The following is a 22,360-nucleotide window of genomic DNA, read 5'->3' as shown; positions in this document are numbered from 1 at the left end:
ACACAGCCAAAACAACCAATCAATAAAACAATTGGTATCAACAAACTTGGCACACTATTGAGTTCTCAAACAACAGACACACCCGGCACCACCACAACCCCAATACAGGGCCGCGACTCGCTCCGGAGCAACTTTTCAAACTTACCGGGCCGCTTCACCCTAGTCAAATCAGCGTTCCGACTCAGTCTTGCCATTGGCTTCTTGGTCTTCTTAGCGGATCAACCCCGGGGAGCAGCGCGGAAATAAACTCTACCACCGTTTTCGCGGGCTGACCAATCCGTCCCGGAGGACGCCCGTGCCCGCCGGCGCACACTGCGGCGGCGGGCACGAAACGGGCCTAGCTGAGGGCCTTGAAGTAGGCGGCGCCCAGCGGCGGGAGCGTCACGGTCAGCGTGGCCGGCTGGCCGTCAACGCCATCGTCGGATGCCTCAAGGGTGCCCTCGTTCAGGACCCCCGATCCGCCATAGGCGGCGGCGTCCGTGTTCAGGACTTCCTGCCACTGGCCCGTGGCCGGAACGCCGAGGCGGAAGTCCTGGTGCGGTGCGCCGGAGAAGTTCAGGGCGCACACGAGCGCGTTGCCGCCGGCGTCCCGGCGGATGAACGTCAGGACGTTGCGGTCGGCGTCCCCGCCGTTGATCCACTGGAACCCGTCGGGATCGTTGTCCCGTTCGTACAGTGCCGGGGTGGAGCTGTAGAGCTCGTTGAGGTCCTTGGTCAGGAGCTGCACGCCGCGGTGCGCGGGGATATCGGCCAGCCACCAGTCCAGGCCATGCTGCTCGGACCACTCCGCTTCCTGGCCGAATTCGGTGCCCATAAAAATGAGCTGCTTGCCCGGGTGCGCCCACTGGTAGCCCAGGAATGCACGCAGGTTGGCGAGCTGCTGCCAGCGGTCACCGGGCATCTTGCGCAGCATCGAGCCCTTACCGTGCACCACCTCGTCATGGCTGATCGGCAGCAGGAAGTTTTCCGTGTACGCGTAGACCATGGAGAACGTCACGGTGCCGTGGTGCCACTTCCGGTTATACGGGTCCTCGGCCATGTACTTGAGCGAGTCGTGCATCCAGCCCATGTTCCATTTGATGCCGAAGCCCAGGCCGCCCTGGCTCGTCGGGGCGGTGACGCCGGGGAACGCGGTAGATTCCTCGGCGATCATAACGGCACCGGGGTGGGTCTTGTAGACCGTGGCGTTGACCTCCTGCAGGAAGGAGATCGCCTCGAGGTTCTCGCGGCCGCCGAAACGGTTCGGCTGCCACTGGCCCTCCTCGCGGGAGTAGTCCAAGTAGAGCATCGAGGCCACGGCGTCGACGCGGAGCCCGTCGATGTGGAACTCGTCCAGCCAGTAGAGGGCGTTGGCGACCAGGAAGTTGCGGACCTCGCGGCGGCCGAAGTCGAAGATCAGGGTGCCCCAGTCCGGGTGTTCGCCGAGGTTCGGGTCCGAGTGCTCGTACAGGGGATCGCCGTCGAACTTCGCCAGTGCCCACGCGTCCTTGGGGAAGTGCGCCGGCACCCAGTCCAGCAGTACGCCGATGCCGGCCTGGTGCAGTTCGTCCACGAGGTGCCGGAACTCATCCGGGTGGCCAAACCGCGAGGTCGGGGCGAAGTAGGACGTGACCTGGTAGCCCCACGAGCCGCCGAAGGGGTGTTCGGCGACGGGCATGAACTCCACGTGGGTGAAGCCGAGCCACTTCACGTACTCCACGAGTTCCTTGGCCAGCTGCCGGTAATCCAGCCCCACCCGCCACGAGCCGAGGTGGACCTCGTAGACGCTCATCGGGGCCTCGTGCGGGTTGCGGGCGGCCCTGGCCTTCATCCAATCCTCGTCCTTGAAGGCGTAGGACGGCTCGACAACGCGGGAGGCGGTCAGCGGCGGAATCTCGGTACCGAACGCCAGCGGATCGGCCTTCTCCACCCAGTTGCCGTGTTTGGTCTTGATCTCGAACTTGTAGCACGCCCCTGCTACAACGCCGGGGATAAAGAGTTCCCACACCCCTGAGGATCCGAGGGAACGCATGGAGAATTCCCGGCCGTCCCAGCCGTTGAAGTCGCCCTTGACCCGCACCGCCTGGGCATTCGGGGCCCACACTGCGAACGAAACGCCGTCGACGTCACCAAGGACGGACTTGTAGTGCCGGACGTGGGCACCCAGGACGTCCCAGAGGCGCTCGTGCCGGCCTTCGCCGATCAGGTGCAGGTCGATTTCGCCCACCGACGGCAAGTATCGGTACGGCTCGTCGGCCTGCTGGGGCGCCTGGTTTTCGTAACTGACCTCGAGCCGGTAGTCCGGGACGTGCCCTTCGTCCAGCGGATCCAGCACGGCCACCCACACGCCGGCGGATTCGTGGGTCATCGGGTAGCTGCCGGCGGCGGTCACCACGGAGACGGCCTCCGCGAGGTGCTTCACGGTGCGGATGGTGACGTGGCCGTAGTCGTCAAGATGCGCGCCGAGGACCGAGTGCGGCGCGTGGTGTTCCCCGGCGGCGACCCGGGCAAGGGTCTCCGCGTCCACGGGAAGCGGGACGCCGGGTCGATCGGTACGTGCTGAACCAGTCATTGTGTTACCTTCCACTGCGGTTTCGGCGGGAACGCCGGAACCTGTACTGCCAAGGAGACGACGGGATGCGTTCACCGGGATGGCGAGCCAGTCCGGCCGGTTCCGTAGTTCGTAAACAACTTCATAAAGAGCCTTGTCGAGCCACAACGCCACGAACAGGGGTGAGTCGCGGTCGATCGTGCCGGGGGTGACTTCGGCGTAGCCGGCCAGGAAGGCCTCCGCACAGTCGTCCACCCAGCCGGCGGGAACAACGGCGCCGTCGTATTCGCGGACCGCGGCCCCGGCGGCGTAGTCAAAGGACCGCAGCATGCCGACGACGTCACGGAGCGGCACATCCGGAAAATTGCGTTCGGAGATCGGCCGGAGGGGCTCGCCCTCAAAGTCGAGGATGGCCCAGCGCGCCGGCTGGCCGGCCGAACCGGGGACCTGCAGGATCTGGCCGAGGTGGAGGTCGCCGTGGATCCGCTGCAGCTGGCCGGCGCTGCTGCCTTCGAGCCGGGAAAGCAATTCCTCGAGTTCGCCGTCGAACGGTCCGACGGCGGCACTGGCCTGCGCCCATGACTGGCGGACCCGCTGGGCGACGCCGGGAGCGATGTCCCGGCCGGGCACGGCTTCGGCTCCCGTACCCAGAGCCTGGGCGAGGCGGCGGTGCACCGTGGCCGTGGCGACGCCGAGGGCGCGCGCTTCGGCCGTGAATCCGGTCCCGGTGCGGGCCGCGTCCACAGCGAGGCGCCAGGCGTCCAGACCGCCGGCGAGGAACTCGTGCGCGACGGCAAGTTCCCCGCGGGCCGTCCGCCCGGGAACGACGGCGTCGGCGCCGTCGGAGGGGCTGCTCCATTCGCCGGTGACCCAGCCGAGGGTGGCCGGCACTTCGGCGGTCCGGCCGGTGGTCAGGGCTGCCCCGATCTCGACTTCGGGGTTCTGCCCCTCGGACAGGACCCGGAAGAACTTGAGGATGGCAGCGGAGACGCCGTCGTCCACAATGACCGAACTGTTGGACTGCTCGCCGGAGAGGACCCGGACCTTGCCGGTGGCGTGCGGCAGCCGGTATCCGGAGTCAACGAGGTGGCCGCCCGCCGTACCGTCGGCCGCGGCGCCGCGCTGGCGCATCAGCTCCAGCCACGCCGCGATGAAGGCCGGATCGTGGACGCCGTCGTAGATCCATCCGTGGGGCGCGTCCGAGCCGTCCGCCGGAAGCTCGCCGAGTAGCGCGGCCCCGGCGCCTGCCAGCGGCAGGGTACGGAAGGTCAGGGGCACCTGCACGACGTCGGTCCGGTTGCCGTCTGCCGTCGGGTACGTCACCGCCAGCAGCAGCACCTCAAGCACCGGCCGGGTGTCCGGTCCGGGAGCGGCGGGGCCGGCGTCGAGGCGTACCCGGCCGGCCGGTTCGAAGCTGAAGTGCGCGCTCTTGACGGGGAACCAGCGCTGGCGGGGAAGCCAGCTGCGGAGCAGGGCGTCCAGCGCGGGGGTAAGGGTGGGCGGGGTCATGTCAGCCTTCGATGGACAGGATGGGCATCGCCTGGGTGTGGGGCGAGGCCGGGTTGGACGCGGCCGAACGGATCCGCAGCCAGAAGAAGTCGTGGCTGCCCAGCGTCAGGGTCAGGGTGCCGTCGTCGGCGATTGCGGGGAACGCCTGGCCGCCGAACACGTCCCGCAGGCCGCGCCCGGCGAACTGCGGCACGCGCAGGGTGGTGGCCACGGGGTGCTGGGAGAGGTTGAAGGCACACAGGATGGTCTCCGCGTCCTCGCCCGCGACGTTGCCCGCGGGCAGGTCGCGCAGGTAGGACAGGACGACGTCGTGGTCGGCCTCGACGTGCTGGAACGAGCCGAGCCCGAAGGCCGGGTGGTTCTTCCGGACGCTGAGGATCTGCCGGGTCCAGCGCAGCAGCGAACCGGAGTGCGCGGCCTCGGCCTCAACATTGGCCATGCTGTAGTTGTAGACCAGCGACTGGATCACGGGGAGGTACAGCTTGCCCGGGTCCGCGTGGGAGAAACCGGCGTTGCGGTCCGGGTTCCATTGCATCGGGGTGCGGACCGCGTCACGGTCCTCGAGCCAGATGTTGTCGCCCATGCCGATCTCGTCGCCGTAGTACAGGAACGGGCTTCCCGGCAGCGAGAGCAGCAGGGCGTTGATCAGTTCGATTTCCGAGCGCGAGTTGTCCAGCAGGGGCGCCAGCCGGCGGCGGATCCCGATGTTGGCCCGCATGCGCGGATCCGGGGCGTACCAGCCCAGCATCGCCGCGCGCTCGTCGGCGGTGACCATTTCCAGGGTCAGTTCGTCATGGTTGCGCAGGAACGTTCCCCACTGGGCGCCTTCGGGGATGTCCGGGGTGTCCTTCATCGTCTCGATGATCGGCGCGGCTTTCTGGTCCCGCAGGGCGTAGTACAGCCGGGGCATGATCGGGAAGTGGAACGCCATGTGGCACTCCGGCTCCTCCTCGGTACCGAAATACTCCACCACCTCGGCCGGCGGCTGGTTGGCTTCGGCGATGATCACGCGGCCCGGGTAGCTCTCGTCGACCATCCGGCGCAGCTGGCGCAGGAATTCGTGCGTGGCGGGGAGGTTTTCGCAGTTGGTGCCCTCCTCTTCGAAGAGGTAGGGAATGGCGTCGGCGCGGAAACCGTCAATGCCCTGGTCCAGCCAGAACCGTACGACGTCGAACAAGGCATCGATGACCTTGGGGTTCTCAAAGTTCAGGTCAGGCTGGTGGCTGAAGAACCGGTGCCAGAAGAACTGTCGGCGGATCGGGTCGAAGGTCCAGTTCGATTCCTCGGTGTCGACGAAGATGATGCGGGCGTCCTGGTACTTCTCGTCCGTGTCGCTCCAGACATAGAAGTCCCCGAACGGCCCGTCGGGGTCCTTGCGCGACTCCTGGAACCAGGGGTGCTGGTCCGAGGTGTGGTTCAGGGGCAAGTCGATGATCACCCGGACGCCGCGGGCGTGGGCCTCCGCGACGAGCCGCTTGAAGTCACTGATGGTGCCGAACTCGTCCAGGACCGAGTTGTAGTCCGAGATGTCGTAGCCGCCGTCGCGCAGCGGGGACTGGAAGAACGGCGGGAGCCACAGGCAGTCGACGCCGAGCCACTGCAGGTAGTCCAGCCGCTCGATCAGGCCGTGGAAGTCGCCTGAGCCGTCGCCGTTGCCGTCCGCGAACCCGCGCACCAGGACCTCGTAGAAGACCGCCTTGCGGTACCAGTGGGGATCGTGCTGGAGGCCTGGCGCGTTCAGTTCGAAAGTCCCCTTCGGGGTGAAGTGCTGGTTGGGATTGCTCGGGCTGAAGCTCATTGGCGCTACCTCCGGATGCTCAGGATGTGGGCGGGTTCGACGTGCGCGTCGAGGCGGACGTAGTTGTACTCCCCCCACTCCCAGCTTTCGCCGGTCAGCAGGTCATCGACGATGTAGCCGCCGTTGGCGGTGAGGTTCTCCGGATCGAGCTCCAGGGCGGCCAGATCCAGGGAGACCGTGCTCTCCCGGGTACCGTGCGGGTCCACGTTCACCACGATGATCAGGGTGTCCTTGGTGCCGTCCGGCAACGTCTTGTGTTTTGAGTACACCACGGTGGCGTCGTCCGTGCTGGCGTGCACGGTCAGGTTTTGCAGGTCCCCGAGGGCCGGGTGGGTGTGCCGGATTTCGTTGAGCCGGGTCAGGTAGGGGGCCAGCGTCCGGCCCGATTCCGCGGCTGCCTCCCAGTCACGGGCCTTGTATTCGAACTTCTCGTTGTCGATGTACTCCTCCGCGCCGGGGCGGGCCACGTGCTCGTAGAGTTCGAAGCCGGCGTAGACGCCCCAGGTGGGGCTGGCCGTGGCGGCGAGCGCGGCGCGGATCTTGAACGCCGCCGGGCCGCCGAACTGGAGGTACTCGGTGAGGATGTCCGGGGTGTTGACGAAGAAGTTCGGCCGGAAGAACGCCGGGGATTCGTGGCTGACCTCCTCGAAGTAGGTCTCCAGCTCCTCCTTGGTGTTGCGCCACGTGAAGTACGTGTAGGACTGCTGGAATCCCGCCCGGCCCAGGGCGTGCATCATCGCGGGCCGGGTGAACGCCTCGGCGAGGAAGACGACGTCGGGGTTCTTCTTGTTGACCTTGGCGATCAGCCATTCCCAGAACCACACGGGCTTGGTGTGCGGGTTGTCCACCCGGAAGATCTTGACGCCGTGGCTGATCCAGAGCTGGACGATCCGCAGGATCTCGTTGGACAGCCCGGCGGGGTCGTTGTCGAAGTTGAGCGGGAAGATGTCCTGGTACTTCTTCGGTGGGTTCTCGGCGTAGGCGATGCTGCCGTCGACCCGGGTGGTGAACCATTCCGGGTGGCTCTGCACCCAGGGGTGGTCCGGGGCGGCCTGCAGGGCCAGGTCCAGGGCGACTTCCAGTCCGAGTTCGCCGGCGCGGGCCACAAAGGCATCAAAATCCTCGAAGGTGCCCAGGTCCGGGTGGATGGCGTCGTGTCCGCCCTCTTTCGCACCGATCGCCCACGGGGAGCCGGGGTCGTGCGGACCGGCCAGCAGGGTGTTGTTCGGGCCCTTACGGTGCTGGGTGCCGATCGGGTGGATCGGCGGCATGTAGATGATGTCGAACCCCATGGCGGCGACGGCGTCCAGTCGCTTCGCTGCGGTCCGGAACGTTCCGGAGGTCCATTCGCCGGTTTCGTGGTTGCGGACAGCGCCCTCGGAGCGCGGGAAGAATTCGTACCAGGCGCCGCGCCCGGCGAGCTCACGCTCGACCAGCAGCGGATACGGCTCTGTGGCCGTCACCAGTTCCCGGATGGGCTGCCGGGCGATGACGCCGGCCACGGCCGGGCTGAAGCCGGCGGCGAGCCGCTCTTCGGGCGTCTTCGAGCCGTCGGAGAGTCCGACGACGGCGATCCGCAGCGTCCGCCGGTCGGCGGAGGGCCTGGTGGGGTCCTCGGACGCCTCGGTCAGCAGGGCAGCGCCCTCGGCCAGCATCAGTTCGACGTCGATGCCGGCTTCGACCTTGACCTCAGCGTTGTGGTGCCAGGTGCCGTAGCGGTCATGCCAGGCCTCAATGACGAAGGACCACCGGCCGGTGCCGGAGGGCGTCAGCCGGCCCTCCCAGCGGTCGGTGCCCGCTCCCCGCTTCCCGCGGGGCGGCGTGAGCCGGACCCGTTGCCGCTCCTTGCCACGGGGATCCAGCAACACTGCGCTGACGCCCAGCATGTCGTGGCCCTCCCGGAACGCGGTGGCCCCCACGACGATGCTCTCGCCCTCTACGGCCTTGGCGGGAAACTTCCCGTCCTCGACCGCAGGCTGCACGGCAGTGATGGGAAACCTGCCGAATTTCAGGCCCTCGGTGATCAGGACCTTCGGCTTTTGCTTGGACACGGCACTGGTTCGCGAGTTAGTCGTCACAGGCTCGACGTTATCTACAAATGGGTCAGAATGCTAAGGCCGCTCACTTTTTTCGGGTGATTCCCGGCGGCAATATGACATTTACCGGAAAGAAACCCAAAGCTGTTCCGGGGCCCGGAGATGTCCGTTAGTGTTTCGCAGGTGAAGGCTATCCGCAGGTTTACCGTCCGAACCGTTCTTCCCGAATCGATCCGGCCTTTGGCGCGGCTCGCCACTAACCTCCGCTGGTCGTGGCACCTCGAAACCCGGGAGCTTTTTGAGCAGCTGAACCCGGACGCGTGGGCCGAGAGCGCCCACGATCCCGTGACTTTTCTGGGCCTGGTCAGCAGGGAAGAACTGCAGCGCCTCGCGGCGGACCAGGACGTGGTGCGCCGGGTCCACGAAGCGGCCGCGGACCTGGACCGGTACCTGGAGCAGCCCCGCTGGTACCAGGGCCTGGGTGAGGACGCGCCCCGCTGCATCGCCTACTTCTCTCCCGAGTTCGGCATCACCGAGGTGCTGCCACAGTACTCCGGCGGCCTCGGCATTCTGGCGGGCGACCACCTGAAGGCTGCCTCGGACCTGGGTGTCCCGCTGATCGGCGTCGGCCTGCTGTACCAGGCGGGCTACTTCAAGCAGTCGCTGTCCCGGGACGCCTGGCAGCAGGAAACGTATCCGGTCCTGGACCCGGACGGCCTGCCGCTGACCCTGCTCCGCGAACCTGCTCCGGACGGCAACGGGCGGCCCATTCAGATTTCCCTGCCGCTCCCCCACGGCCGGCGCCTGCTGGCGCACGTGTGGCGCGCCGACGTCGGACGCGTTCCGCTGCTGCTGCTCGATTCGAACGTGGCGGGCAACGACGACGCCGCCCGCGGCATCACCGACCGGCTCTACGGCGGCGGCGGGGATCACAGGCTGCAGCAGGAACTGCTGCTGGGCATGGGCGGAGTTAAGGCCCTGCGCGCCTTCCAGCGGCTCACCGGCGCTCCGGCCCCGGAGGTGTTCCACACCAACGAGGGCCACGCCGGCTTCCTGGGCGTCGAGCGCATCCAGGAACTGATGTCCGGCGAGCATCCCCTGAGCTGGGAAGAAGCCCTCACCGCGGGCCGGGCCTCGACCGTGTTCACCACCCACACCCCGGTCCCGGCCGGCATTGACCGCTTCGAGACTTCGCAGATCGAGCATTTCTTCACCGCCGGCCTGGCGCCCGATGTCCCGATCGGGAAGATCCTGGACCTTGGCCGGGAGGACTTCACCGACGGCAACCCGTTCGTCTTCAACATGGCCGTGATGGGTCTGCGCCTGGCGCAGCGGGCCAACGGCGTTGCGAAGCTGCACGGTGTGGTGTCCCGCGGGATGTTCTCCGCGCTCTGGCCCGGCTTCGACCACGCCGAGGTGCCGATCACCTCCGTGACCAACGGCGTTCACGTACCCACCTGGGTGGACCCGCGGGTGTCCCAGCTGGCGCGCACCCAGTTCGGCTCCGATGCCGAGACGGAGGGCCGCTGGGACCTGGCCTACAACGTCACGGACGAGGCCCTGTGGGCGCTCCGCCGCGAGATGCGGGTCTCCCTTGTTGAAGACGTCCGGCGACGCCTCCGGGCGGCCTGGAAGAAACGCGGCGCCGCGGACGCCGAGCTGTCCTGGACCGACTCGGTGCTTGATCCGGACGTCCTCACCATCGGGTTCGCGCGCCGTGTGCCGACCTACAAGCGGCTGACGCTGATGCTGCGCGACCCGGAGCGGCTCAAGGCCATGCTGCTGCACAAGACCCACCCGATCCAGCTGGTGATTGCGGGCAAGTCGCACCCGGCGGATGACGCCGGAAAGAAGATGATCCAGGACCTGGTCCGCTTCACCGACGATCCCTCGGTGCGGCACCGGATCGCGTTCCTGCCCAACTACGACATCGCCATGGCAAGGACGCTCTTCCCGGGCTGCGACGTGTGGCTCAACAACCCGCTCCGCCCGCTCGAGGCGTGCGGCACCTCCGGGATGAAGGCCGCCCTGAACGGCTCTCTCAACCTCTCCGTGCTGGACGGCTGGTGGGACGAGATGTACGACGGCGAGAACGGCTGGGCGATCCCGACGGCCAACAATGACGCCTCATCGGAGGAACGCGACGACATCGAAGCCTCGGCCCTGTATGAGCTGCTGGAGACGCAGGTGGCGCCGAAGTTCTACGGCCTCACCGTCTCCGACGGGGCCGGTGCCGCGGGCCCCTCCCAGTCCGGGCCGCAGGAGGTCCCCACCCACTGGGTCTCGATGATCAAACACACCATGGCGCATCTGGGCCCGGCCGTGTCGGCGGACCGGATGCTGCAGGACTACGTCAACGTCCTCTACCGGCCGGCGGCCATCGCGGGACGGCACGCGACGGCGGACGACTTCGCCGAGGCCAAGGCCCTGGCCGCCTGGTCCTCACAGGTCCGCGAGGCGTGGCCGCAGATCCAGGTGGAACACGTCGACTCCGTGGGCGTCTCCGAGGACCCTCAGATCGGCGACAACCTGCAGGTAAACGCCTACGTGGCACTCCACACGCTGCGGCCGGAGGACGTGGCGGTGGAGGTGGCGTACGGCCGAGCCGAGGACAGCGATGAGCTGACGGATATTACCGTGGCGGAGCTGCAGGCCGTGGAGGACCTCGGCAAGGGCCGCTACCTGTTCAGCGGGACCCTGGTGATCGACCGGTCAGGGTCCTTCGGGTACACCGTCCGGGTGCTGCCGAAGCACGAGGGGCTGGCGTCGAAGGCCGAGCTGGGTTTGATTGTCAACGCCTGATTCTCTACCTCCTCACTGGCTGCTCCGCTAAACGGCCATGCTCCGCGTGCTCGCTCGTTCCTCGCTTAGACGCACGCTTCCGCATGACCGGTTAGCGGGACGCTTAGAGGCAGACTGCGATGATTTTTAGGTCCTTGCCGGCGTAGCGTTCTGCGTCCTGGAGGATTTCGCAGACTATGCCGAAGGCGCGGTCGCTGCGGAATGCGGCGGGGACTTGCCAGATGACCGTGGCCGGCTGCCGGGCGTCGCCGCTGACGGCGTCGGCGAAGTCGTGGAGCGAGTCGTTGAGGGCGTCCAGGTTCGCGCCGTAGTGGCCGGGGAAAGCGAGCGCCTCGCCGAAGGCCTGCAGGACGTCCTTCCGGGTGGCCGCGGGTGGAACCACGAAAGCCCGGCGGCCGGCGTCGTCTACTTGTGCCTGCAGCTCATCGAGCGTCCAGGTGTCACCGGAGAAGAATTTCATGGCGCCCTTACTTGTTTTCGGCGATAAATTTGAATGATTCGTAGTGGTCAGCGGTGTAGTACTTTTCGCCGGCCGCGCCCGTGACGATCCGCCGGGCGCCGCGGTCCGACTCCCGTGGCGTCCGCACGGTGAATTCGCGGTAATACCCCGATGATTTCCGCGGCAAAATTCTTTCGAAGTTTCCGAACGGAACGTTATCCCGGGAATAGGGGTACGGCCCGCCACGGGCGATCAGGGCGAGGGTCTTCCGGGCCTCCGGAGGCAGGTCGGAGGCCCTGATTTCGGGCAGCTGCGATGGATTGGCGACGCCGGAAACGGTGGCTCCCGCTCCGGGGTTGCCCGGGGAGGCCGCGGCGGGACCCGGTCCGGGCTGGGACGGCCCTGCCTGCGGGAGTCCGCCCAGCACAAAGGCCAGCAGCACAAGGCCCGCCAGCACGGCGAGCAGGCCGGTCAGCCGTCGTGCGTTCACTGGTGCTGTCCCATGTGCATCCTGCGGGCCGTCAGACGCGGTAGATGCTGATGGTGTTGGCCTGGACCACGTCACGCTCACCGGCGGCGATGCGGACCCCCTGGCGGCGGTCATGGAGCTCAGAGGTGGTCAGGCGGAGCTCGTACAACCGGTGACCGGCGCCGTCGTCGGCCGGGATGGAGGGTAGGGTGACCTTGATGTCCTGGGCGCTGCCGTTGATGACCACCAGTCCGTCGACGCGGCCGTCGTCGGATCCCAGCAGGAGCTGGACCACCCGGTGGCCCGGGTCCTGCCAGCGTTCGCCGGACATCGGTTCGCCGTTGACGTCGAACCAGTGGAAGTAGGACTGCTGGTCCCGGGCCGGGTAATCGTGCGGCTGGCCGGCCAGGAACTCCTTGCGCAGCCGGATCACGCGCTTGGTGCTGCGCAGCATGGCGTGTGATTCCGGCGTGCTGGTCCAGTCGATCCAGGTGATGGGGTTGTCCTGGCAATACGCGTTGTTATTGCCCTGCTGGCTGCGGCCGATCTCGTCGCCGGCCGTGACCATGGGCACGCCCTGCGAGATCATCAGCGAGGCCATCAGGTTCCGGCTGGTCCGGGCGCGCCGGGCCAGCACGTCCTCGTCCTCCGTGCGCCCTTCGAAACCATGGTTGTAGCTGCGGTTGTCCCCGTGGCCGTCCCGGTTCTGTTCCCCGTTGGCCTCGTTGTGCTTGCGGTCGTAGGAGACGAGGTCCGACAGGGTGAAGCCGTCGTGCGCGGTGATGAAGTTGACCGAGGCCAGCCGGCTCCGGCCCGAGGCCGCGAACAAGGCCGCGGAACCGGAGAGCGCATCCGCGAGCCGCGCCACCGACCCGCCCTGGCCGCCGGCTTCGATCGCTGCACGGTCGGCCAGCCAGAACGTCCGGACGGCGTCGCGGAAGTGATCGTTCCAGTCCACCCAGCCGGCCGGGAAGCGGCCCGTCTGCCAGCCGCCGTAGCCGACGTCCCACGGTTCGGCGATGAGCTTGGTTTCGGACAGGACCGGGTCCGCGGCGATCGCGACCAGGAAGGGGTGCCGGGGGTCGAACTCGTTGTTGGCGTTACGGCAGAGCGTGACGGCGAGGTCGAACCGGAAGCCGTCGATGTGGAACTCGTTCACCCAGTACCGCAGGGAGTCCAGGACCAGCTGCACCACCCGGGGTTCGCCGAAATTCAGCGAGTTGCCGCAGCCGGTGGTGTCCACGTATTTGCCGTTGCCGTCGTGGCGGTAGTACTCCAGCTCGCCCAGCCCGCGGAAACTCAGGGTCGGCCCGTCGGGACCGCCTTCGGCCGTGTGGTTGTAGACGACGTCGAGGATCACCTCGAGGCCGGCAGCATGCAGGAGTTTCACCATGCCCTTGAACTCGTCCTGCACGGCGTGGGGTCCGGCGTCGCGGGCGGCCTGGGTGGCGTACCCGGGGTGCGGGGCAAAGAAGGCGGCCGTGTTGTAGCCCCAGTAGTTGGGCAGGCCCAGGTTCTGCAGGTGCAGCTCGTCGACATGGAAGTGGACGGGCAGGAGCTGGACGGCGGTGATCCCCAGCGCGATCAGGTGTTCGACCATGGCTGGGTGCGCCATCCCGGCGTAGGTGCCCTGGAGGTGCTCTGGGATATCCGGGTGCAGCATGGTCTGGCCGCGGACGTGGGCCTCGTAGATGATGCTGTTACGCCACGGGGTTCGCGGCAGATGGTCCGCGCCCCAGTCGAAGTCGCCGGCCATCCGCACGCTGGTGGTGAAACCGTCGCGCTCGTCCACGCCGCGGCCGTAAGGGTCGAGCAGCAGCGGCTGCACGCCGTCGGCGTCGAAATCCATGGTGGGGACGGACAGCGGCAGGGCGTCCCCCTCCGGCGGGACGCGCAGTCCGTAGCGCGAGCCGGCGGGCATTCCTTCGACGATGCCGTGGTGGACACCGTCCGTGACGTTGGGCAGGGTTTCCAGCTGCCAGGTGCCGCCGGGGGCCTGGTGGGCGATGTCCAGGCTGGCCGCTCCCGGTGCGTAGACCGCCACGTTGGCGAAGGCACCCCGAGGGTCGTCCGCCGCCGGGTTGCCCGTGCGGGGGACGCTGACGCCGAGCGGAAAAGGCCGGGAGGCGTCTACGGTGGTAGCGGAATCAACAAAGGACTTGACCATCGCTTAAAGCTTAGCGGCGGATGACCAAAGGTCCGCTTTTCCACCGCCATACGTCGCGGATTGCGCCGGCCTCTTCCCTGCCGAGTGGGGCGCGGGCCGGGATTGCGCCCGGCCCGCGCCGGGCCCGGCCCGCGCCGGGCCGCACTTTAGCCGACCGGGCCTTAGCCGATCGGGGCGGCCATTTCCCGCACGCGGTAGCTGGCGCCGATGGTTTCGCCGGTGGCCGGGTCCCCCAGTTCCACGCGCCAGGCCGGCGCGAACTGGTCAACGCCGTGGACCATGGCCACGGTTCCGGACAGCAGGACGGTTCCCGGCTTGTTGAGGTTGCGCTCTTCGAGCTTCTCGATCCAGTAGTCAGGGGTGAGGAGGGCGCCCATGGTGCTGTCCTGGATGAGGGTCTCCTGGCCGTCCGCGTCCACGACCCAGCCGCGGATGGTGATGCTGTCCAGGCGGTCCCGGACGTCGTCAAGCCGCCAGGCCTTCTTGCCCAGGACGTCGGGGCTCGCGTTCTTGCTCCACGCCACGCCGTGGACCTCTAGGGCACGGTCGGTATGGTCGCAGGCCACCGTCAGCAGCGGGCCCTGGTCGGAAATAATGAGGGCCCATTCGGCTTCCCCGGAGGTGCGCGGGTGCTGGACGTCGACGACGTCGGGCTGGGCGGCAAGGTACGGGGAGACGGGGTACAGCGCCGGCGTCGTGCTCGGGCCCGGCACGCCGAGCTCCGCGAGTTCGGCAATGTGGGCCTGCACCTCGTCCTGTTCGCGTCCGGCATAGCCGGCGTTCAGGAGATCGGTAACCTCAACGGAAACCGTGGAACCGTCCGTCAGTTCAAATGTCAGTTCAGTCATGGGTCATCCTTCGTTGCGCGGGCTGGCGTGATTTCACACGATGTTTACAAACAACTCTCGCTATTTGAGGGATCGTATGCCTAATGTATACAACATGCATAGGGAGTGACGCCAGTCACCTGCAACGAAAGGAAGCCATATGGCCGCCAACACTCAATCCGCGGCTCCGCCGGCACCGGAAGGGTCCCTGGACCGGAAGAGCCTGCTGAAGGCCTTCGCCGCCAGCCTCACCGGGACCTCGCTGGAGTGGTACGACTTCGCCGTCTACTCGGCCGCGGCAGCAGTCGTCTTTCCGGCTATTTTCTTCCCGGCCAGCGATCCGCTGACCGGAACCATGCTGGCCTTCTCCACATACGCCGTGGGGTACGTCTCGCGGCCGGTCGGCGGCATCATCTTCGGGCGGCTCGGCGACAGGATCGGGCGCAAGAAGGTCCTTGTGGTCACGCTGATGCTGATCGGCCTGGCGACGTTCCTCATCGGCCTTCTTCCGACCTACAACAACGTGGGCATGGTTGCCGGTGCGCTGCTGGTGGTGCTGCGCTTCGCCCAGGGCGTCGGCGTAGGCGGCGAGTGGGGCTCGGCGGTGCTGCTCTCCAGCGAGTTCGGCGATCCCCGGCGCCGCGGCTTCTGGTCCTCAGCCGCCCAGATCGGACCACCGGCGGGCAACCTGCTCGCCAACGGCGCCCTGGCCCTCCTGACGACGCTGCTCTCGGACCAGGCCTTCCTCGACTACGGTTGGCGCATCGCGTTTCTGGTTTCCGCGGTACTGGTGGGCTTCGGCCTCTGGATCCGCCTCAAGCTGGAGGACACGCCCGTGTTCCGCGCCATCGAGGCCCGCGGCGACGCCCCGAACGCGCCCATTACCGAGGTGTTCAAGCACGAGCTGCGTCCCCTGGTGGCCGCCGTCCTGAGCCGCGTGGGTCCGGACGTCCTCTACGCGATGTTCACCGTTTTCACCCTGACCTACGGCACCACCGCCCTCGGGCTGCAGCGGAACCAGGTCCTGGTGGCTGTGATGGTCGGCTCCGCCTTCCAGTTGGTCTGCATCCCGCTCGCCGGCGCCCTGTCGGACCGGATCAACCGCAGGCTGGTCTACGGCGGCGCTGCGGTCGCCGGCGCGGTCTGGTCCTACGTGTTCTTTGTGCTCCTTGCCGGAAAGTCCCCGGTGGTGCTGGTGATCGGCATCGTCCTGGGCCTGCTGACGCACTCCTTTATGTATGGCCCGCAGGCGGCGTTCGTGGTGGAGCAGTTCTCGCCGCGCCTGCGGTCGACCGGCTCGTCGCTGGCCTACACCTTTGCCGGTGTGATCGGCGGCGCCATCGCACCGCTCATGTTCACTGTCCTGCTGAGCGCATTCAACAGCTGGGTGCCGGTCGCCGCTTACGTCACCCTCGCCTGCGTCCTGACGCTGGTGGGACTGGCCGTGGGCCGGAACTCGAATGTCCGCGAGGACGAAGACTACCTCGGGAGCCTGGCCGGAGCGCAGCCGGTCCGGGCCGGGGCCTGACGGCCTGACTTAGGCGCGCAGGACCAGGTCCAGGGTGACGGCGAGGTGGTGATCGATGGCGGTTTGTGCCGCCGCGACATCACCTCGCCGGAGCGCGGCCAGGATGACGTCGTGTTCATCGCAGACCCGGCTCTGGCGGTCCTGGGTCCGGAACAGGGCCTCCACCCCAACAAACACCTGCCGGGCACGCAGCCTGTTGTAGGTCTGGGAGATGAGGTCGTTGGCCCCGGCATCGATTAGGAGCTGGTGGAAATGCTGATCCAGGCGGATGAATTCCGTCGCCTGGTCCCGCCCTTCCTCGCCGGGGCCCGGGGCGCCGGCCATCACCTTGTGCTGTTCCTCAAGCGCCTGCGCCATCTCGGCCAGCGGAACCGTCCCGGCCTTGATGGTGGTCGCGGCAACATGGCGCTCCAGCACCCCGCGCAACTCAAACAACTCAGCAATCTGGCGGCCGGTAATCACGGGAATCAGGGCCCCGCGGTTGGGGATCAGCTCGATCAACCCGTCCGACACCAGCAGCAGCAACGCCTCACGCACCGGAGTGCGCGAGACCCCGATGTCCCGGGCCAGTTCTTGCTCATTGACGAACTGACCCTGCATTGTTGGGTCAACAAGTATCTGGTCGCGTAAGTATTCGTAGGCTTTCTGCCGGCCTGTCGCCGCGTCCCCTGTTCGCCGTTGCATACTTTACGTATACACCATTTTGGAGGTAACCGTGCGCATAGCACTCGCTCAAATCATCACCGGCCGCGAGCTCGACCGGAACCTGGATCTGGTCCGGGATTCCGCCCGGCAAGCCAAAGAAGGCGGCGCGCAGCTGGTCATTTTCCCGGAGGCGACCATGCGCGCGTTCGGGAACTCGCTGCTGGACATCGCCGAACCGCTTGACGGCCCGTGGGCCTCGCAGGTCCGTGCCATCGCCGAGGAAGAGGGCATTGTCATCGTAGCGGGGATGTTCACCCCCGGAAGCGGCGGCCGAAAGGTCCGCAACACCCTCCTGGCCACCGGCGCCGGCGTGGACGCCAGCTATGACAAGATCCACCTCTATGACGCCTTCGGCTTTGCCGAGTCGGACACCGTCGACGCCGGTTCCCAGCCGGTGACGTTCGACGTCGGCGGCCTGACCTTCGGGCTGGCCACCTGCTACGACCTGCGGTTCCCGGACCTGTTCACTGAGAACGCGGAGCGCGGCGCCCTGGTCAACATCGTCTGCGCCTCCTGGGGTGCCGGGCCGGGCAAGGTGGAGCAGTGGAAGCTGCTGTCCCGGGCACGCGCCGTGGACTCCACCACGTTTGTGCTGGCATGCGGCCAGGGCGACCCCGCCACGCAGGGGGTGGAGGCTGCCGGTTCCGCGCCCACCGGGGTGGGGCACTCCGCCGTCGTCTCCCCCTTCGGTGAAGTCCTGGAGGAGCTCGACGGCGCCCCGGGCCTGCTCTTCGCCGACCTGGACCCCGCCGTCGTCGCAGACGCGCGGACCAAGCTGCCCGTCCTCGCCAACCGCCACAAGTTCTAGGGCGGGCCGGAGTCCCTCCGCTTCCGCACACAGCACCGCAGGGTCAGGCAACGCCCCGGGAGAGACTCCCGACGAGCGTTTCCTGGCCCCGCGGTGTTTGTGGTTCTACTTCGTGGCGCGCTGGCGGGAGATCTCGTAAAGGGAGATCCCGACGGCCATGGAGGCGTTGAGTGACTCCATGGCGGAGTCGATCGGGATGGAGACGATCTGGTCGCAGTTTTCGCGGACCAGGCGGCTAAGGCCCTTGCCCTCGGAACCGACCACGATGCAGACCGGCTCGGTGGCCAGGGCGAGGTCCGGAAGCGACACGTCGCCGTCGCCGTCGAGGCCCAGCACGTAGATGCCCATGTTCTTGAAGGCCTTGAGCGTGCTGTTCAGGTTCGCGGCGCGGGCGACCGGCACACGCACGGCAGCGCCGGCGCTGGTCTTCCAGGCCGAGGCGGTGACGCCGACCGAGCGGCGTTCGGGGACAATAACGCCGTGGCCGCTGAACGCCGAGACGGAGCGGATGATGGCGCCGAGGTTGCGGGGGTCGGTGATGCCGTCGAGCGCCACGAAGAGCGGGGCGTTGGCGATGTGGCCCTTCTTCCAGCCCTCGATGGTTTCCTCGGCCAGCTCGTAGGCGTCCTGGTATTCGTACGGCGGGATCTGCAGCACCAGGCCCTGGTGGATGGCGTCGTCGGTCATCCGGTCCAGTTCGGGCTTGCCGGTTTCGAGCAGCGGGATACCGCGTTCGGCCGCGAGCTTGAGCGATTCCTTGACGCGGTCGTCCATCTCAATGCGGATGGCCACGTGCAGGGCCTTGGCGGGGATACCGGCGCGGAGGGCTTCCACCACGGAGTTGCGGCCCGTGACCACTTCTTCGGTGGCGCGGCCCTTGGGTCCGGAGCGGGCGCCTCCGCCGGCGCTGCGGGCACCGGTTCCGCGCTTGGCCGCGGAACGCTCGGCCAGCTGCTTGTTCTTGTGCGCCTTGTGGTAGGGGCGGTCCTCCGCTTTGGGAGTCGGGCCCTTGCCTTCCAGTGCTTTACGGCCGTGACCGCCGGTCCCGACAGTGGGGCCCTTCTTCATTTTGACCGAGCGGCGACCGTTGTTGGCCATGAGTTTCACCCTTTTAACTACGCGATTCGTTGATAAGTCTGAAGTCCAGTCTACTGACTCGAGCTAAATCCTCGACCGCACGGCCTGGCGCCGGGCTGCTGCAGCCGGCCGCCGGGGCCGGGGTTCAGCTGCGCTTGAGGCTCCAGCTGGCGCCGTCCGCACCGTCCTCGACGACGACGCCGGCTGCCCCGAGCGTGTCCCGGATGGCGTCCGAGGCCGCCCAGTCCTTGTCCGCCCGGGCCTTGGCCCGGGCCGCGAGCTGCGCCTCGATCAGGACGCTGAGGGCGGTGTTGGCGTGATCGTCGGCGGCGGGGGCGGCTGTGTCGTTGAGACCAAGGACACGCAGCATGTCCGTGACGCTGGCCAGTGCCTGCCGGGCGCCGTCGAGTTCGCCGGCGGTCAGCGCCGTGTTGCCGGCCCGCACGGTGTCGTGCAGCACAGCCAAGGCCTGCGGGACGTTCAGGTCATCGTCCATGGCGGCCGCGAAGGCCTCCGGAACGGGGCCGGCGTCGCCGCTGGCCGGTGTCCCGCCGTCGGCTCCGGCGATGGTCCGGACGGCCCTGCTGAGAAAACCGTCAATGCGTTCGACGGCGGCAGCGGCCTCGCCCAGGGAGGTGGGCTGGTAGTCCAGCACCGACCGGTATTGGGCCTGGCCGAGGTAGTACCGCACCACCCGCGGGGAAGCGAGCTCCAGCATTTCGGCGGGGCTGACGGTGTTGCCGATGGACTTGGACATCTTCTCGCCGGCATAGGTGACCATGCCGTTGTGCATCCAGAAGTTGGCGAAGCCGTGGCCCGCCGCCTGGGACTGCGCCATCTCGTTCTCGTGGTGCGGGAACCTCAGGTCCAGCCCGCCGCCGTGGATGTCGAACTCGGTGCCGAGGTACTTGGTGACCATCGCCGAGCACTCCAGGTGCCAGCCGGGCCGGCCGGTTCCCCAGGGGGAGGCCCAGCCGGCGGTCGCCGGTTCGCCTTCCTTGTGGCCCTTCCACAGCGCGAAGTCCCGCGGATCGCGCTTTCCGCGGGGGTCTGCATCGGGGGCCCCCTGCATGTCATCGAGCCGCTGGCGCGTCAGCGAACCGTACTTTGCCCACGACCGCACGTCGAAGTACACGTCGCCGGAGTCATCAAGGGCGGGGTAGGCGTGKCCGCGGTCGATCAGCTGCTGGATCAGGGCGTGCATTTCCGGGATGTGGCCGGTGGCGCGGGGCTCATAGGTGGGGCGGGAGACACCCAGGGTGTCGTAGGCCTTAAGGAATTCCTGCTCGTAGCGGTAGGCCAGCGCCCACCATTCCTCCTCGCGGACCGTGCCGGGCTCGCCCTCAAAATCCGCGCCGAACGAGTCGGCGGATTTGGCCAGGATCTTGTCATCGATGTCAGTGACGTTGCGGACGGTCGTGACGCGGAAGCCGCGGTACTGCAGCCACCGGGTGAGCTGGTCGAACGCGATCGCGGACCGGATGTGGCCGACGTGCGGCATGCCCTGCACGGTGGCGCCGCAGTAGTACAGGCTCACTTTGCCGGGGACGAGGGGGACGAAGTCGCGGACTTCAGCGGAAGCGGTGTCGTAAAAGCGCAGGGTCACCGCTCCAGATTAGCCGATGCCCGCCGGCCGGCCGGGCGGCCTACTTGCAGTGCTCGCCGATCTTGTCCATCTGCTGCCGGAGCTGGGTCAGCTGCTCCGGGGTCTGTCGGCCGGTGGCGCTGGATCCCACCTGTTTCATGATGTTGGCCATCTGCTGGATCGGTTCCGAGACTTCCGGAGCCACCTTGTCCGCGACTTCCTGGTAGTGCTGGCCGATCTGGCCGGCCCTTTCCTTGTCATTCCCCGTCGGCGCGAACGTATCGGTGGTGAGGAACTTGCAGCTTTCCTGGACACTCATGCGCGGCGTCGTCGGAGCCGACGGCGTCGCGGAACCGGCGCACCCGGCCAGCAGCATGCCGACGGCCACAGCGAGAACGGGCAACAGCTTTTTCACGGGAGGTTCCTGACGTTTCCGGAGGGGGTTGTCCCTTAAGCGTAGGCCAGTTACGCCGGTCCGGCTCCCCCCGCCGGGTAGACCAGGGCCGTCGCCGTGGCGGCGATGCCCTCTCCCCTGCCGGTGAAGCCGAGGCCATCGCTGGTGGTGGCAGAGACACTGACGGGCGCGCCCGCGGCCTCGCTGAGGACCCGCTGGGATTCCTCCCGGCGGGGCCCGAATTTGGGCCGGTTGGCCACGAACTGCACGGCGATGTTGCCGATCTCGAAGCCGCCGGCACGGACGATCCTGGCTGCCGCGGCCAGCAGCGTGACCCCGGACGCGCCGGCGTATTCCGGGCGGTCCGTGCCGAAGTGGGTGCCGAGATCACCCATACCGCTGGCGGAAAACAGGGCGTCGGCTGCGGCATGCGCCACCGGGTCCCCGTCCGAGTGGCCGGCGAGCCCGCGCTCCCCGTCCCAGAACAGGCCGCCGAGCCACAGCGGCTGGGGTGCGTCAGCCGGGGCATAGGCATGGACGTCGATGCCAATTCCGGTCCGCGGGATAGGCGGCCCGGACAGCTGGTTCCCGCCCATCTAGCCCTCCACCCAGCGCGCGCCGAGCGGGCCCTCCAGGAGGCCCTCGGCGAGGATCAGGTCCAGCGGCGTGGTGATCTTCAGGGATTGGCTGGCGCCGCGCACGGCATGGACGGGGACACCGAGCATCTCTACGAGCATGGCGTCGTCCGTGACGGCCGCCTCCCGGGCACCGTCGAATTCGGCTGCAGCCACGTGCGCGCGCTGCAGGGTGGCAAGGTCGAAGCCCTGGGGGGTCTGCACGGCGCGCAGCATCTCCCGCGGCGCGGTGCCGGTGACCACTTCGGGGGCGATGTCCGCGTCGGCGCCGAGGGCCGGATCCACTGTCTTGATGGTGTCGACGACGGGGATCACGGGGATGACGGCGACGGCGCCGGCGGTGAGCGCCGCGGCAACCCGGTGGAACACGGCTTCGGGGGCGAGGGCGCGGGCGGCGTCATGGACCAGGACGGAGCGGATGCCCGGGGTGAGCGCCGAAAGTGCGGCGCGGACGGAATCGGCACGGCTTGCGCCGCCGTCGACGATGGTCACGTCCGGGACCTGCACGGCGGTCCCGGATGCGGTGGTGCGGCGGTGCTCGGCCTGCAGTTCGGCGGCAAATGCCTCGCACTGGGCCCGGAGCTCCGGGTCTCCCGGCGGGAGGGCCACACAGATCTGCCGGGCAACGCCTGCCGCCGCGACGCCCCGAAGGGCGTGCATCAGGATGCTGTCGCCGCCCAGCGGCACCTTCGCCTTGGGCATGCCGTAGCCCAGGCGCTGGCCGGATCCGGCGGCGACGACGACGACCGCCGTCGTTTGGGCTGTCGATGCAGTGTTCATGCGGACAACACTACGTCCCGGCGCCGGGCCAGGGTCCGTCCGGGGCGATTTAGGGCAAAAAGAAGCCCCGGCGGCCGTTACGCCACCGGGGTTCGATTCTTAGTTAGGAAGCCAGGACTTCGTCGAGAACGCTTGCGGCCTTCTCTTCATCAGTCTTCTCGGCCAGTGCCAGTTCTGAAATCAGAATCTGGCGGGCCTTGGCCAGCATGCGCTTCTCCMCTGCGGAGAGACCCCGGTCGTGGTCCCGGCGCCACAGATCGCGGACGACCTC

Annotated in this window: 17 protein-coding genes and 1 pseudogene; 4 read left to right on the top strand and 14 right to left on the bottom strand. The window is 67.8% G+C overall.

The window, feature by feature from the left end; all coding sequences use genetic code 11:
* Positions 1-246 (top strand): hypothetical protein (locus AC1DBE_RS15710; RefSeq protein WP_476971116.1); only part of this gene is annotated, 246 nt, incomplete at its 5' end.
* Positions 247-337: 91 nt separating this feature from the next.
* Here AC1DBE_RS15710 and AC1DBE_RS15705 read toward each other — a convergent pair.
* Genes AC1DBE_RS15705 through AC1DBE_RS15695 form a run of 3 tightly spaced genes read right to left on the bottom strand, consistent with a single transcriptional unit; the run spans position 338 to position 7,915 of the window.
* Positions 338-4,039 carry a 1,4-alpha-glucan branching enzyme gene (locus tag AC1DBE_RS15705; RefSeq protein ID WP_476971115.1) on the bottom strand — a complete coding sequence of 1,234 codons (3,702 nt, stop codon included), beginning with the start codon at positions 4,037-4,039 and terminating at the stop codon, positions 338-340.
* Position 4,040: 1 nt separating this feature from the next.
* Positions 4,041-5,837, bottom strand: a complete 1,797-nt coding sequence (gene treS, locus AC1DBE_RS15700; RefSeq protein WP_476971114.1) for a maltose alpha-D-glucosyltransferase — start codon at positions 5,835-5,837, stop codon at positions 4,041-4,043.
* 5 nt (positions 5,838-5,842) lie between these two features.
* Entirely contained in the window at positions 5,843-7,915 is a 2,073-nt protein-coding gene (locus tag AC1DBE_RS15695; protein WP_476971113.1) for an alpha-1,4-glucan--maltose-1-phosphate maltosyltransferase, read from the bottom strand.
* A 141-nt stretch (positions 7,916-8,056) separates the two neighbouring features.
* On the opposite strand from AC1DBE_RS15695, the gene glgP reads away from it, so the two are divergent.
* A complete protein-coding gene (gene glgP / locus AC1DBE_RS15690) occupies positions 8,057-10,675 on the top strand; it encodes an alpha-glucan family phosphorylase (protein ID WP_476971112.1) in 2,619 nt (872 codons plus the stop codon).
* A 103-nt stretch (positions 10,676-10,778) separates the two neighbouring features.
* On the opposite strand, the gene AC1DBE_RS15685 is transcribed toward glgP, so the two are convergent.
* From AC1DBE_RS15685 to AC1DBE_RS15670, 4 genes are all read right to left on the bottom strand, one after another.
* Positions 10,779-11,135, bottom strand: a complete 357-nt coding sequence (locus AC1DBE_RS15685) for a barstar family protein (RefSeq protein ID WP_476971111.1) — start codon at positions 11,133-11,135, stop codon at positions 10,779-10,781.
* 7 nt (positions 11,136-11,142) lie between these two features.
* Complete coding sequence (locus AC1DBE_RS15680; protein WP_476971110.1) at positions 11,143-11,604, bottom strand: guanyl-specific ribonuclease; 462 nt, start codon at positions 11,602-11,604, stop codon at positions 11,143-11,145.
* 31 nt (positions 11,605-11,635) lie between these two features.
* The gene (gene glgX, locus AC1DBE_RS15675) at positions 11,636-13,750 is read right to left on the bottom strand and encodes a glycogen debranching protein GlgX (RefSeq protein ID WP_476971109.1); all 2,115 of its coding nucleotides are present in this window, start codon (positions 13,748-13,750) and stop codon (positions 11,636-11,638) included.
* A gap of 161 nt (positions 13,751-13,911) precedes the next feature.
* Entirely contained in the window at positions 13,912-14,598 is a 687-nt protein-coding gene (locus AC1DBE_RS15670) for a DUF2848 domain-containing protein (RefSeq protein WP_476971108.1), read from the bottom strand.
* Between the two features lie 139 nt (positions 14,599-14,737).
* Here AC1DBE_RS15670 and AC1DBE_RS15665 point away from each other — a divergent pair, with 139 nt between their 5' ends.
* Positions 14,738-16,105: an MFS transporter gene (locus AC1DBE_RS15665; RefSeq protein ID WP_476971107.1), complete on the top strand. Its 1,368-nt coding sequence runs from the start codon at positions 14,738-14,740 to the stop codon at positions 16,103-16,105.
* 9 nt (positions 16,106-16,114) lie between these two features.
* Here the strand turns inward: AC1DBE_RS15665 and AC1DBE_RS15660 are convergent, their stop codons facing one another.
* A complete protein-coding gene (locus tag AC1DBE_RS15660) occupies positions 16,115-16,705 on the bottom strand; it encodes a GntR family transcriptional regulator (RefSeq protein ID WP_476878639.1) in 591 nt (196 codons plus the stop codon).
* Positions 16,706-16,820: 115 nt separating this feature from the next.
* Between AC1DBE_RS15660 and AC1DBE_RS15655 the strand changes: the two genes are divergently transcribed.
* On the top strand, positions 16,821-17,618 hold the full coding sequence (locus tag AC1DBE_RS15655; RefSeq protein WP_476878638.1) for a carbon-nitrogen hydrolase family protein: 798 nt from the start codon (positions 16,821-16,823) through the stop codon (positions 17,616-17,618).
* A 105-nt stretch (positions 17,619-17,723) separates the two neighbouring features.
* Here the strand turns inward: AC1DBE_RS15655 and rlmB are convergent, their stop codons facing one another.
* The 6 genes and pseudogenes from rlmB to AC1DBE_RS15625 form a co-directional block, all read right to left on the bottom strand.
* Entirely contained in the window at positions 17,724-18,716 is a 993-nt protein-coding gene (rlmB, locus tag AC1DBE_RS15650) for a 23S rRNA (guanosine(2251)-2'-O)-methyltransferase RlmB (protein WP_476971106.1), read from the bottom strand.
* Between the two features lie 124 nt (positions 18,717-18,840).
* Positions 18,841-20,301 carry a cysteine--tRNA ligase gene (gene cysS, locus AC1DBE_RS15645; RefSeq protein ID WP_476971105.1) on the bottom strand — a complete coding sequence of 487 codons (1,461 nt, stop codon included), beginning with the start codon at positions 20,299-20,301 and terminating at the stop codon, positions 18,841-18,843.
* 40 nt (positions 20,302-20,341) lie between these two features.
* A complete protein-coding gene (locus AC1DBE_RS15640) occupies positions 20,342-20,695 on the bottom strand; it encodes a hypothetical protein (RefSeq protein ID WP_476971104.1) in 354 nt (117 codons plus the stop codon).
* A gap of 50 nt (positions 20,696-20,745) precedes the next feature.
* Positions 20,746-21,270, bottom strand: a complete 525-nt coding sequence (ispF, locus tag AC1DBE_RS15635; RefSeq protein ID WP_476971103.1) for a 2-C-methyl-D-erythritol 2,4-cyclodiphosphate synthase — start codon at positions 21,268-21,270, stop codon at positions 20,746-20,748.
* The gene (ispD, locus tag AC1DBE_RS15630) at positions 21,271-22,089 is read right to left on the bottom strand and encodes a 2-C-methyl-D-erythritol 4-phosphate cytidylyltransferase (RefSeq protein WP_476878633.1); all 819 of its coding nucleotides are present in this window, start codon (positions 22,087-22,089) and stop codon (positions 21,271-21,273) included.
* Positions 22,090-22,192: 103 nt separating this feature from the next.
* A pseudogene (locus AC1DBE_RS15625) lies at positions 22,193-22,360 on the bottom strand (CarD family transcriptional regulator); the annotation flags it as partial.

The organism is Arthrobacter sp. 10T416, from assembly GCF_056394165.1.
Note: the sequence above shows the minus strand (reverse complement) of the source record. Positions and strands in the feature narration are given on the sequence as shown.

What these genes read in the sequence shown, in the direction of transcription:
- AC1DBE_RS15705 (WP_476971115.1), bottom strand. Translation starts at nt 4,039, where the DNA reads ATGACCCCGCCCACCCTTACCCCCGCGCTGGACGCCCTGCTCCGCAGC.
- treS (WP_476971114.1), bottom strand. Translation starts at nt 5,837, where the DNA reads ATGAGCTTCAGCCCGAGCAATCCCAACCAGCACTTCACCCCGAAGGGG.
- AC1DBE_RS15685 (WP_476971111.1), bottom strand. Translation starts at nt 11,135, where the DNA reads ATGAAATTCTTCTCCGGTGACACCTGGACGCTCGATGAGCTGCAGGCA.
- glgX (WP_476971109.1), bottom strand. Translation starts at nt 13,750, where the DNA reads ATGGTCAAGTCCTTTGTTGATTCCGCTACCACCGTAGACGCCTCCCGG.
- AC1DBE_RS15670 (WP_476971108.1), bottom strand. Translation starts at nt 14,598, where the DNA reads ATGACTGAACTGACATTTGAACTGACGGACGGTTCCACGGTTTCCGTT.
- AC1DBE_RS15665 (WP_476971107.1), top strand. Translation starts at nt 14,738, where the DNA reads ATGGCCGCCAACACTCAATCCGCGGCTCCGCCGGCACCGGAAGGGTCC.
- AC1DBE_RS15660 (WP_476878639.1), bottom strand. Translation starts at nt 16,705, where the DNA reads ATGCAGGGTCAGTTCGTCAATGAGCAAGAACTGGCCCGGGACATCGGG.
- rlmB (WP_476971106.1), bottom strand. Translation starts at nt 18,716, where the DNA reads ATGGCCAACAACGGTCGCCGCTCGGTCAAAATGAAGAAGGGCCCCACT.
- ispF (WP_476971103.1), bottom strand. Translation starts at nt 21,270, where the DNA reads ATGGGCGGGAACCAGCTGTCCGGGCCGCCTATCCCGCGGACCGGAATT.
- ispD (WP_476878633.1), bottom strand. Translation starts at nt 22,089, where the DNA reads ATGAACACTGCATCGACAGCCCAAACGACGGCGGTCGTCGTCGTCGCC.